Genomic DNA, 12,239 nt, shown 5'->3' on the forward strand with positions numbered 1-12,239 from the left:
CGAAGCGCGGCACCGACGCCGCACTTCGGGAGCGGGACGCTATTACGCCAGCGCTTTACTGATTTTCTCGAACAGATCGCCGGAGAGATTCTCCAGACCTTTCAGTTGCTCCAGCGCCGCGCGCATCAGCGTCTGGCGTTTGGCATCATAACGCTTCAGACGAATCAACGGCTCAATCAGGCGCGACGCCACCTGCGGGTTGCGGCTGTTGAGCTCGGTCAGCATCTCCACCAGGAACTGATATCCGCTGCCATCTTCGGCGTGGAAGGCCGCCGGGTTGCTGCCGGCAAAGGCGCCAATCAGCGAGCGAACGCGGTTCGGGTTGTTCATGCTGAACGAACGGTGGTTCAGCAGCGCGCGCACCGTCTCCACGGCGTTATCCGCCGGGCTGGTGGCCTGCAGGATCAGCCATTTGTCCATCACCAGGCCGTCCTGATGCCATTTATCGTCATACTCCTGCATCAGCGCATCGCGGCACGGCAGCTGCGCCGCCACCGCTGCCGACAGAGCCGCCAGCGCGTCGGTCATGTTATCGGCCTGATGGTACTGGGCGACGACCAGCTTATCCGCCAGCTCTGCGTCGCCAAACGCCAGGTAGCGCAGGCAGGTATTGCGCAGCGAACGCTTGCCAATATCGGCATGCTCTACGCGATAGCCGTCGAGCTTATTGACGTTGTAGATAGCGAGGAACTCATCCGCCAGCTCTTTCGCCAGCGTGCGGGTGAGCGCTTCGCGCACCGCCACAATGGCCAGCGGATCGATAATCGCAAACAGCTCGGCGATTTCACTGGCGGACGGTAGCGTCAGGATCTCTGCCGCCAGCGCCGGATCGATCTTCTCATCCAGCAGGATCGCGCGGAACGCATCGGCGACGTGAACCGGCAGCGACAGGGGCTGGCCCTGCTGATGACGATTGACGTTGAGCTTGATGTAGGTCGCCAGCAGGCTCTGCGCGGCATCCCAGCGGGAGAAGTCGTTGCGCGCGTGGCGCATCAGGAACGTCAGCTGCTGATCGCTCCACTTATATTCCAGCTTCACCGGCGCGGAGAACTCGCACAGCAGCGCCGGAACCGGCTGGAAGTAGACGTTATCAAAGACAAACGTCTGCTCGGCCTGGGTGACGTTCAGCACGTGATGCACCGGGTGCCCGCCCTTCTGCAGCGGAATCACCTTGCCTTCGTTATCGTAGAGCTCGATATCGAACGGAATATGCAGCGGCTGCTTTTCCGCCTGCTCGGAGGTCGGCGGCGTACGCTGGCTGATGGTCAGCCGGTACTGCTCGGTTTCAGGGTTGTAGTCGTCATGCACGCTCACCACCGGCGTACCGGACTGGCTGTACCAGCGGCGAAAGTGCGACAGGTCAACGTTCGACGCGTCTTCCATCGCCTGAACGAAATCGTCGCAGGTGGCGGCGCTGCCGTCATGGCGCTCGAAGTACAGCTGCATGCCTTTCTGGAAGTTGGCCTCACCCAGCAGGGTATGCAGCATGCGGATCACTTCCGCACCCTTTTCATATACCGTCAGGGTGTAGAAGTTGTTCATCTCGATAACCTTATCCGGACGAATCGGATGGGCCATCGGGCTGGCGTCTTCGGCAAACTGCAGCCCGCGCATGGTGCGGACATTGTTAATACGGTTCACCGCGCGCGAGCCCAGATCGGAGCTGAACTCCTGATCGCGGAACACGGTCAGCCCCTCTTTGAGGCTCAGTTGGAACCAGTCGCGGCAGGTCACGCGGTTGCCGGTCCAGTTGTGGAAATATTCGTGGCCAATCACGCGCTCGATATCGAGGTAGTCTTTATCGGTGGCGGTATCGGTGCGGGCCAGCACGTATTTAGAGTTAAAGACGTTCAGCCCTTTGTTCTCCATGGCGCCCATATTAAAGAAGTCGACGGCGACAATCATGTAGATGTCGAGATCGTACTCGAGGCCGAAACGGGTTTCGTCCCATTTCATCGAGTTTTTGAGCGACGTCATCGCCCACGGCGCGCGGTCAAGGTTGCCGCGATCGACGAACAGCTCCAGCGCCACTTCGCGTCCGGAACGGGTGGTGAAGGTATCGCGTAGAACGTCGAAATCACCGGCCACCAGCGCGAACAGGTAGCACGGTTTTGGGAACGGATCCTGCCACTGAGTCCAGTGACGGCCATTTTCCAGCTCGCCCTGCGCCACGCGGTTGCCGTTAGAGAGCAGGTACGGGTATTTCGCCTTATCGGCGATAATTTTGGTGGTGAAGCGCGCCAGAACGTCCGGGCGGTCCAGATACCAGGTAATATGGCGGAAACCTTCCGCTTCACACTGCGTGCACAGCGCTTCGCCAGACTGATACAGCCCTTCGAGCGCGGTATTGGCCGCCGGGCTGATTTCATTGACGATAGTCAGGGTGAAATGTTCCGGTAATCCGCCAATAACCAGCTGGTTATTTTCTTCTTTATAGTCGCTCCACGGTTGACCGTTAACCTGCAGAGAGACCAACGTCAGGTCTTCGCCATCCAGACGCAATGGCACATCAGACGCAGCCGCGTGACGGGAGACTTTACTCTCGGCCGTAACAACGGTTTTCGCGGCATCCAGGTCAAAGGTCAAATCGATATCGCTAATCAGATAGTCCGGCGCACGATAGTCGTGGCGGTATTTGGCTTGGGGCTGTTGTGTCATAAAAAACCTTTAGCATGTTCCATAAAGTGTCAAACCCAGTCTATTCCTGTTGTGATGTTCTCGCTATGCAGAATCTTCATCTTTTCAACGTCAAACACGAAAATCGCTACATATTGATAACACAGGAGGCACGAAATGCGCTCGACCCGGTGCAAAGCTTGTGGTGTGATCCGTGTTCAATATATTAAACTAGGCCTCGCAAATGACCGTCAGCGTCGCCATCGGCCTTCACTGCGGGACAGAGTCGGGGAATAAAGCTATACTCCGCCTCCTTTTTTCTGCTCTGGTTTTGATGGATACGCTCCAGTGAGAGGATGCTACTGCGCACCATGACACAATTCACTGCTCCTGTACTGCACTCGCTGCTTGATACGGATGCCTATAAGCTGCACATGCAGCAGGCCGTGTTCCACCGCTATAACGAGGTACACGTTGCGGCGGAGTTCCGCTGCCGCGGGGATGATTTGCTCGGCATCTATGCCGACGCGATTCGCGAACAGGTTGAGACTATGCGCGACCTGAAGCTGCAGGACGATGAGTATCACTGGCTGTCGACCCTGCCGTTCTTTGCCGAGGATTACCTCGACTGGCTGCGCGACTTCCGCTACGACCCGCGGCAGGTCACCGTCAGCAACGACAACGGCAAGCTGAACATTCGTCTATCCGGCCCCTGGCGCGAAGTGATTATGTGGGAAGTCCCGCTGCTGGCGGTGATCAGCGAGCTGGTTCATCACTACCGCTCGCCGGAAATCGGCGTTGAGCTGGCGCTGGAGACCCTCGAGCGCAAGCTGAGCGACTTCAGGGAAATCACCGCCGATATCGATATGAGCCGCTTCCGTCTGATGGACTTCGGCACCCGTCGTCGCTTCTCGCGCGAGGTCCAGCAGGCTATCGTCAAACGCCTGCAGCAGGAGCCGTGGTTTACCGGCACCAGCAACTACGACCTGGCGCGTCGCCTGCATCTTACGCCGATGGGTACCCAGGCTCATGAGTGGTTCCAGGCCCATCAGCAGATCAGCCCAAGCCTTGCCAGCAGCCAGCGCGCGGCCCTTGCCGCCTGGCTGGAAGAGTATCCGGACCAGCTGGGTATTGCCCTGACCGACTGTATTACGATGGATGCCTTCCTGCGTGATTTCGGCCCGGAATTCGCCGAACGCTATCAGGGGCTGCGCCACGACTCCGGAGACCCGGTTGAATGGGGCGAGAAAGCCATTGCCCATTACCAGAAGCTGGGTATCGACCCGCTGAGTAAGGTACTGGTCTTCTCCGATAACCTCGATCTGACGAAAGCCGTCGATCTCTATCGTCACTTCTCATCGCGGGTGAATCTCAGCTTTGGCATCGGAACGCGCTTAACCTGCGATATTCCACAGGTTAAGCCGCTCAATATCGTGATAAAGCTGGTGGAGTGCAACGGCAAGCCGGTGGCCAAGCTCTCAGACAGCCCTGGCAAGACCATCTGTCACGATAAAGCATTCGTGCGCGCCCTGCGCGAAGCCTTCGACCTGCCGCCGATCAAAAAGGCCAGTTAATCACCACAAGGAGCCGTTCTGGCTCCTTGTTCTTTATTTATTTCCGAAAACTCCCTCTCGCGGTGCGAAATCTGCTTGTCTGACGGAAGATGACAGGTAACATAGATATCCCCCCATTGCAGGGGGAAACAGATATTTTTATTGGACTACGAATAGAGAGACTATTATGAGCGTTGTGCCTGTAGCCGACGTACTCCAGGGCCGTGTTGCGGTTGACAGCGAAGTCACCGTCCGCGGATGGGTACGTACCCGCCGAGATTCAAAAGCTGGCTTTTCCTTCCTGGCCGTCTATGACGGTTCCTGCTTTGATCCTGTACAGGCCGTCATTAGTAATTCTCTTCCCAATTACAATCAGGAAGTGCTGCGTCTGACTACCGGCTGCTCGGTCATCGTCACCGGTAAAGTCGTGGCATCTCAGGGCCAGGGCCAGAGCTTCGAAATTCAGGCCAGCAGCGTCGAAGTTACCGGCTGGGTCGAAGATCCGGATACCTACCCGATGGCGGCCAAACGCCACAGCATCGAGTATCTGCGCGAAGTCGCCCACCTGCGTCCGCGTACCAACCTGATTGGCGCGGTTGCCCGCGTGCGTCATACCCTGGCGCAGGCGCTGCATCGTTTCTTTGACGAGCAGGGCTTCTTCTGGGTTTCTACTCCGCTGATCACCGCTTCTGATACCGAAGGCGCAGGCGAAATGTTCCGCGTCTCGACGCTGGATCTGGAAAACCTGCCGCGTAACGACCAGGGCAAAGTAGATTTCGATAAGGATTTCTTCGGCAAAGAGTCGTTCCTTACCGTTTCCGGCCAGCTGAACGGCGAAACCTACGCCTGCGCGCTGTCGAAAATCTACACCTTCGGCCCGACCTTCCGCGCGGAAAACTCCAACACCAGCCGCCATCTGGCGGAGTTCTGGATGCTGGAGCCGGAAGTGGCCTTCGCCAACCTGAACGATGTGGCAGGTCTGGCTGAAGCGATGCTGAAGTACGTCTTCAAGGCCGTACTGGAAGAGCGCGCGGACGACATGAAATTCTTCGCCGAGCGCGTGGATAAAGATGCGGTCGACCGCCTCGAGCGTTTCGTCTCTGCCGATTTCGCCCAGGTCGATTATACCGACGCGGTCACGATCCTCGAAAACTGCGGCAAGCAGTTCGAAAACCCGGTGTACTGGGGCGTGGACCTCTCTTCCGAGCATGAGCGCTACCTGGCAGAAGAGCACTTCAAAGCGCCGGTGGTGGTCAAAAACTATCCGAAAGACATTAAGGCGTTCTACATGCGCCTTAACGAAGACGGCAAAACCGTCGCCGCAATGGACGTTCTGGCACCGGGCATCGGTGAAATTATCGGTGGTTCGCAGCGTGAAGAACGCCTGGACGTGCTTGACGCACGTATGGCGGAAATGGGTCTTAATAAAGAAGACTACTGGTGGTATCGCGACCTGCGTCGCTACGGCACCGTGCCACACTCTGGCTTCGGCCTGGGCTTTGAGCGTCTGATTGCCTACGTCACCGGCGTTCAGAACGTTCGCGACGTGATTGCGTTCCCGCGTACTCCGCGCAGCGCGACATTCTGATTTTTATTCCCGCCTTGCAAAAAGGGTCAGCGTAAGCTGGCCCTTTTTTATGTCAATTATTGTTAACGAATATCTAGAAACTTAAACATCAACCCTTCCGCGTCACATTTATGTTACTCACTATTTCGACCTCCATCGAAACAAGAAAGCGCACCTTATGTTCATTCATCGGTGAAATGACTGATTGTTTTGCTCATTTTTTAATCACTCGCCGCACAACATGCAAAGACAAATGCTGCGTGAAAAAAAAGCGAAATCCAGCCACAAAATGCACAAATCGCCACTTATCTAAATTAATCATAATTAATTCATATAGATATATAAGACATGGTGATTTTATGCGCAAAGTGGAACGGAATTTTGATTGAGTTCACAAAGTTCCCAAAAATTCACATTTAGTTACACACTCTTTCTTATTGTTACTCATATGCGACATTGGTAGCATTTTCAGGCTAGCGAAACGCTGGCTCGGATGGAAAGATGCCTTCAGACACCAAACTATCATCAATGGTTCTGTAAATTTTTATTGACAGAATGTATTGACGGCAGTGGCAAGTGTTCATATAAAAATACTAATGAGGGTAATAAATAATGATGAAGCGCAATATTCTGGCAGTGGTAATCCCTGCTCTGCTGGTAGCCGGCGCAGCAAATGCTGCAGAAATCTATAACAAAAACGGCAACAAACTGGACTTTTACGGGAAAATGGTTGGCGAGCACGTTTGGACAACAAACGGCGACACCAACAGCTCCGACACCACCTATGCACGTATCGGCCTGAAGGGCGAAACCCAGATCAACGATCAGTTGACCGGTTACGGCCAGTGGGAATACAACATGGATGCGTCCAACGTTGAAGGTTCCCAGGGGACTAAAACCCGTCTGGCATTCGCAGGCCTGAAGGCTGGCGAATACGGTTCATTCGACTACGGCCGTAACTACGGTGCCATCTATGACGTTGAAGCTGCAACCGATATGCTGGTTGAGTGGGGCGGCGACGGCTGGAACTACACCGACAACTTCATGACTGGCCGTACCAACGGCGTTGCTACCTACCGTAACTCTGACTTCTTCGGTCTGGTTGACGGCCTGAGCTTCGCGCTGCAGTATCAGGGTAAAAACGACGCAAGCCGTGCTATCCAGAAACAAAACGGCGACGGCGTCAGCACCTCTGCAACCTACGCATTCGAAAACGGTATCGCGCTGTCTGCAGGCTACGCGAGCTCTAACCGCAGCATCGCTCAGAAAGCTGATGGCAACGGTGACAAAGCTGAAGCATGGGCAACCTCCGCTAAGTACGATGCAAACAACGTCTATGCGGCAGTGATGTACTCCCAGACTTACAACATGACTCCGGAAAACCAGGCTAACTACTTCGCTGGCAAAACTCAGAACTTTGAAGCCGTTGCTCAGTACCAGTTCGACTTCGGTCTGCGTCCGTCCGTGGGCTACGTTCAGACCAAAGGCAAAGACCTGCAGGGCCGCGCTGGCTTCTCCGGCGGCGATGCTGACCTGGTTAAATACGTAGAACTGGGTACCTGGTACTACTTCAACAAGAACATGAACGTCTACGCAGCATACAAATTCAACCTGCTGGACGACAACGAATACACCAAAACTGCTGGCGTAGCCACCGACGACCAGGCGGCAGTGGGTATCGTTTACCAGTTCTAAGTTTTCAGCAGTACACCCCTTCGTGATATGCCTAAAAAGCAGGACTTCGGTCCTGCTTTTCTACGTTACTAAGGCAAAGATCGTAACTTTGGAAAACCTTCGCGCTTTTTGTCGCAAACGGTTGGCAATTGGTCATTCTCCCGTTACCCTGATAGCGGAACTCCCTTCAGTAATCACAATGGAACCTCGTCATGTTTGAGAACATTACTGCCGCCCCTGCCGACCCTATTCTGGGCCTGGCCGATCTGTTTCGTGCCGATGACCGTCCTACAAAAATTAACCTCGGGATTGGCGTTTATAAAGATGAAACGGGTAAAACCCCGGTCCTGACCAGCGTGAAGAAGGCAGAGCAATATCTGCTGGAGAATGAGACCACAAAAAATTATCTGGGTATCGACGGTATTCCGGAATTTGGTCAATGCACGCAGGAGCTGCTGTTCGGTAAAGGAAGCGCTATCATCAGCGACAGGCGTGCGCGTACCGCCCAAACCCCTGGTGGTACCGGTGCCCTGCGCGTTGCCGCCGACTTCCTTGCCAAAAATACCGACGTTAAGCGCGTTTGGGTGAGCAACCCGAGCTGGCCGAACCACAAGAGCGTATTCAATTCCGCCGGCCTCGAGGTTCGCGAGTACACCTACTACGATGCGGCTAGCCGCACGCTCGACTTTGCCGGCCTGCTGGCAAGCCTCAATGAAGCTCAGGCGGGTGACGTTGTTCTGTTCCACGGCTGCTGCCACAACCCAACCGGTATCGATCCGACGCTGGAGCAGTGGCAACAGCTGGCACAGCTCTCGGTTGATAAGGGCTGGCTGCCGCTGTTCGACTTCGCCTACCAGGGCTTTGCCCGCGGTCTGGAAGAAGATGCCGAAGGCCTGCGCGCCTTTGCCGCGCTGCACAAAGAGCTGCTGGTTGCCAGCTCCTACTCGAAGAACTTCGGCCTGTACAATGAGCGCGTTGGCGCCTGTACGCTGGTCGCGAGCGATAGCGACACCGTTGACCGCGCGTTCAGCCAGATGAAGTCAGCGATCCGCGCTAACTACTCCAACCCGCCGGCGCACGGCGCTGCCGTTGTGGCAACGATCCTCAGCAACGATGCGCTACGTGCTATCTGGGAGCAGGAGCTGACCGATATGCGCCAGCGCATTCAGCGTATGCGCCTGCTGTTCGTCAATACCCTGCAGGAAAAAGGCGCTAACCGCGACTTCTCCTTCATCATTAAGCAAAACGGCATGTTCTCGTTTAGCGGCCTGACCAAAGAGCAGGTTCTGCGCCTGCGCGAAGAGTTCGCTATTTACGCCGTGGCTTCCGGGCGTATCAACGTTGCTGGCATGACGCCGGACAACATGGCGCCGCTGTGTGAAGCGATCGTCGCCGTACTGTAACGCCGCAGGACCCTAAAAAAAGAAGGCCGCATTTGCGGCCTTTTTTGTATTTAGCGTCCGGCATGGTTACCAGACCGGCATTTCATCCTGCAGGAAGGGATTGTGCAAACGCTCATGACCCAGCGTTGACATCGGCCCGTGGCCGGGGATAAACGTCACGTCATCGCCCAAAGGCAACAGCTTGCGTTTAATCGCGTCGATCAGCTGGCCGTGGTCGCCGCGCGGGAAGTCGCTACGCCCGACGCCACCTTTAAAGATAACGTCGCCGGAAACCAGCAGCCGCGACGCGTCATCGAAGAAAACAACGTGTCCCGGCGTATGGCCCGGGCAGTGCAGAACCTGCAGAGAAACGTTCCCCACGCTGACGACATCGCCTTCATTGAGCCAGCGGTCAGGATGCAGCGGCTGGCAATCCTCCAGGCCGAACATCCGGCTTTGCGCAGGGAGTCCTTCCAGCCAGAACTCATCTTCTTTTTCCGGCCCGATAATCGGCACGCCGTAATGTTGCGCCAGCTCGGCTGCCGCACCAACGTGATCGAGATGACCGTGAGTGAGCAAAATCTGCATCAGGCTAACGCCCGCTGCCGCCACTTCCTGTTTGATTCGCTCTGCATCACCGCCAGGATCGACCAGCGCAGCAAGTCGGGTTTGCTCACACCAGATTAAAGAGCAGTTCTGGGCGAACGCGGTAACCGGAATAATACGATAGTTCATGACGCTCCTTTCGTTACCAGTGCCTTACCGGACCGGTATCAATATGCACAAAGTTGCTACGTGGGTAGTATCCTACACCACCCGCGCCCATAGATAACGCCGCTTTGCGAACATTGCTCAACGAAATGCCTTCAATATGAAAATCCATGGCCTGGCCTTTGGTGTGGTAGCTATGTTTGGCTACACCGCGGCTTCGTGCACGTAGCTCATCGTTGGTATCGAGGGAGCGATAGCCGGAGATAAGCTGGACAGGCTTACTGGTGCCAAGTAATCCCTGCAGGCGATAAAGATGATCGAATAAGCTCGGATCGATGGACTTTATTTTATTCGCGCGGAAATCACGGAAGAAATGGTTAAGTCTTGCTAATTCATCCTGAATATAGCCTCTGCCATCGAAGAACTCCGCTTTGAGTGATTCACCGGTATGCAGGTTATTCAGCGTCAAAATACGCGGTCGGGGGGTCGAGAGGGTGGCAAATGCCGGCGCAGGCAAAATGGCTGCTGCACCTAGCGCAGCGCCACCTAGCGCCAGCAGTTTGCGGCGATTAGCGTCAAATTTGTCCATGATAATCAGGTCTACAAGTAAATGAATCGAAATATACACGCCATCCTTCAAGCTGCCTCTTTACTGGCGACGTCTTCTCCCCCGCGCACTCACCGTAGCAAGCGTCAGGAGGTTCCCAGACCTGTCACCTCAATGCAGTTTTAATGGTGTTGTGTAATATGCACTTCTGGCGCACGAAAGGCACCTTACCGGGCATTATTGCCAACGTCAAGGCGGCCTAACCCCAGTGAAAACGGGCCCTGTAGACGAACAGCGCCTGTTTTCACCCAGAGTTAGGACAACGATATCCGTTGAACTACTTCATTTACCTGATTAATTGTTCGGCTTTTGCCAGAATTTGTGCGCCAGATCGCGCGGTGAGATCGTAATTGTAAATATCTGTTCGATATTGTGTGCGTCCATCAGCGCCAACAAAGGCGGTGAGATAATAAAGATTCACCGGGATATTGTTACGGATATTCACATAGCGGGTATCGCCCTGCTTAAGCGCGGCGGAAATTCGCGTATCGTTCCAGCCCGCATCCTGCAGCAGCATATTTGCCAGCTCGGAGGCCTTATTCACGCGCACGCAGCCGGAGCTCAGCGCCCGTACGTCTTTCTGGAACAGGTTATGGTTCGGCGTATCGTGCAGATAGATAGCGTCAGAACTCGGCATGTTGAATTTGTAGCGCCCCAGCGAGTTGCGCGCGCCCGGAGCCTGCTGGAAGCGGAACGGAAGATTGCTCTCGGTGATTGTCGACCAGTCAACGCGATAAGGGTCGATCGCCTCTTTGCTGTTCCAGCCGCGCATCAGGGTATAGCCATGCTGCTCAAGATAGCCCGGATCGTTGCGCACCTTCGGCAGAATATCTTTGCGCGCCAGCGTCGGCGGCACGTTCCACGGCGGATTGACCACCACGTTATTCAGCGCGCTGCTCATCATCGGCGTTTTACGGTCCGGACGACCGACGATCACCCGCGATGCCAGCACCTGGCTACCGTCCTGGTAATAGACCAGCGAAAAGGCCGGAATATTCACCATAATGCCGGTCGACAGCTTGCCAGGCAGCAGGCGCAAGCGCTGAATGTTGAGCGCCACCACCCCGGCACGCTGCGCCGCGGAGACGTTCAGCCCATCGCGCGTAGATTGGCCGATCACGCCGTCCGCGCCCAGCCCCTGCCAGGCCTGAAAGCGCTTTACGCCCTCAGCCAGCTGGCGATCGTAAATGCCGCGGGCGGCCGGCTTGCTTTTCTTGCCCGCCGACGGGCTGACAACGTCGCCCGGGAGGGTAATTTTCGCCGAATCATCCAGCATGCCGGTACGCTGTAATATCTCGCGCAGCGCGCCGATATCATTACTCCACTCGCCCGGACGCAGCGATGCGCTGCCGGTCATCTGCGGCCACGGCCGCGAATCGGCCACCAGCTGCAGCAGCGCCTGATGCATCGCTTCATACTGCGGATGACGCGGCGTGAGTCCGGCAATAAACTGCGGCAAAGAGCCGTTGTCCAGCGCCAGCTGCCACTGATTGATGACCGATAGCGGCGGCGTGGCCATGACGTAGGGTTTGGTTCCGTATAGCCAGCGGTTGCCCTGAATCGGAATACCGCTAATAAAATGCAGGTAGCCCATCATGGCGTCGGACAGCACGACATCACGCGCCATTCCGCTCACCGCAGGATCGGTCAGCAGGCTCACCCAGGTGGTGAACTGCGGCTGGAAACCGGCGATAGCGACTTCGGCCAGCTGCTGCTGAAACGCCTGCACCGCCTCACGGCTATCCCACATCGGTTTCATATCCCTGGCCGCATACAGCGACACCAGCGGATTCATAAAGACGGGCTTATAGCCAGCCGGAAGCAGTGCTTCAATCTCAGCCCGGCTTTTCGCGGCGACCTCGGTCGCCAGAGGCTGCTCGCCGGCCATTTTCGCCACCGTGGCAGACTGGCCGTTGTTTTGCAGCAGCGCTGACGAAAGCTCTCCCAGCGTGGCGGAGCTGTCCGTGGGTACGACTTCAGGCTCTTCGGCCTGGACATTGAACAGTGGAGCAAATGCAAAAGCCAGGCTCAAGCTCAGCGCCGACAATTGACGACCATACCGTTTCTTTAGCAACATCCCTTGCCCCCCTGTTGACACATTGCCGCCCTTAAAAATAGGGCTCACTCTC

8 protein-coding genes are annotated in these 12,239 nt (G+C 55.9%); 4 read left to right on the forward strand and 4 right to left on the reverse strand.

Annotated features, from left to right (window positions below):
* Positions 1 to 42: 42 nt before the first annotated feature.
* Positions 43 to 2,658 (reverse strand): aminopeptidase N, encoded by a 2,616-nt coding sequence (pepN, locus tag M2416_RS02925; protein WP_259222005.1) that lies wholly within the window; start codon positions 2,656 to 2,658, stop codon positions 43 to 45.
* 329 nt (positions 2,659 to 2,987) lie between these two features.
* Between pepN and pncB the strand changes: the two genes are divergently transcribed.
* From pncB to M2416_RS02945, 4 genes are all read left to right on the forward strand, one after another.
* On the forward strand, positions 2,988 to 4,190 hold the full coding sequence (pncB, locus tag M2416_RS02930; RefSeq protein ID WP_259222007.1) for a nicotinate phosphoribosyltransferase: 1,203 nt from the start codon (positions 2,988 to 2,990) through the stop codon (positions 4,188 to 4,190).
* Positions 4,191 to 4,356: 166 nt separating this feature from the next.
* Positions 4,357 to 5,757 (forward strand): asparagine--tRNA ligase, encoded by a 1,401-nt coding sequence (gene asnS / locus M2416_RS02935; protein ID WP_128878676.1) that lies wholly within the window; start codon positions 4,357 to 4,359, stop codon positions 5,755 to 5,757.
* A 591-nt stretch (positions 5,758 to 6,348) separates the two neighbouring features.
* The gene (locus M2416_RS02940) at positions 6,349 to 7,431 is read left to right on the forward strand and encodes a porin (protein WP_076945072.1); all 1,083 of its coding nucleotides are present in this window, start codon (positions 6,349 to 6,351) and stop codon (positions 7,429 to 7,431) included.
* Positions 7,432 to 7,622: 191 nt separating this feature from the next.
* Positions 7,623 to 8,813, forward strand: a complete 1,191-nt coding sequence (locus tag M2416_RS02945; protein ID WP_041144810.1) for an amino acid aminotransferase — start codon at positions 7,623 to 7,625, stop codon at positions 8,811 to 8,813.
* Positions 8,814 to 8,879: 66 nt separating this feature from the next.
* Here the strand turns inward: M2416_RS02945 and M2416_RS02950 are convergent, their stop codons facing one another.
* The 3 genes from M2416_RS02950 to ldtD all read right to left on the reverse strand — a co-directional run bounded on the left by M2416_RS02950 (position 8,880) and on the right by ldtD (position 12,187).
* Complete coding sequence (locus M2416_RS02950) at positions 8,880 to 9,527, reverse strand: MBL fold metallo-hydrolase (RefSeq protein ID WP_041144809.1); 648 nt, start codon at positions 9,525 to 9,527, stop codon at positions 8,880 to 8,882.
* 13 nt (positions 9,528 to 9,540) lie between these two features.
* Complete coding sequence (locus M2416_RS02955; RefSeq protein WP_041147566.1) at positions 9,541 to 10,092, reverse strand: YcbK family protein; 552 nt, start codon at positions 10,090 to 10,092, stop codon at positions 9,541 to 9,543.
* A gap of 304 nt (positions 10,093 to 10,396) precedes the next feature.
* Positions 10,397 to 12,187 (reverse strand): L,D-transpeptidase, encoded by a 1,791-nt coding sequence (gene ldtD / locus M2416_RS02960; RefSeq protein WP_259222012.1) that lies wholly within the window; start codon positions 12,185 to 12,187, stop codon positions 10,397 to 10,399.
* Positions 12,188 to 12,239: the final 52 nt, after the last annotated feature.

This window comes from Klebsiella sp. BIGb0132 (genome assembly GCF_024810075.1).
Classification (GTDB): domain Bacteria; phylum Pseudomonadota; class Gammaproteobacteria; order Enterobacterales; family Enterobacteriaceae; genus Klebsiella; species Klebsiella terrigena.

Bases quoted from the DNA above. Each gene is read 5' to 3' on its own strand.
- pepN (WP_259222005.1), bottom strand. From the start codon at position 2,658: ATGACACAACAGCCCCAAGCCAAATACCGCCACGACTATCGTGCGCCG.
- pncB (WP_259222007.1), top strand. From the start codon at position 2,988: ATGACACAATTCACTGCTCCTGTACTGCACTCGCTGCTTGATACGGAT.
- asnS (WP_128878676.1), top strand. From the start codon at position 4,357: ATGAGCGTTGTGCCTGTAGCCGACGTACTCCAGGGCCGTGTTGCGGTT.
- M2416_RS02940 (WP_076945072.1), top strand. From the start codon at position 6,349: ATGATGAAGCGCAATATTCTGGCAGTGGTAATCCCTGCTCTGCTGGTA.
- M2416_RS02945 (WP_041144810.1), top strand. From the start codon at position 7,623: ATGTTTGAGAACATTACTGCCGCCCCTGCCGACCCTATTCTGGGCCTG.
- M2416_RS02950 (WP_041144809.1), bottom strand. From the start codon at position 9,527: ATGAACTATCGTATTATTCCGGTTACCGCGTTCGCCCAGAACTGCTCT.
- M2416_RS02955 (WP_041147566.1), bottom strand. From the start codon at position 10,092: ATGGACAAATTTGACGCTAATCGCCGCAAACTGCTGGCGCTAGGTGGC.
- ldtD (WP_259222012.1), bottom strand. From the start codon at position 12,187: ATGTTGCTAAAGAAACGGTATGGTCGTCAATTGTCGGCGCTGAGCTTG.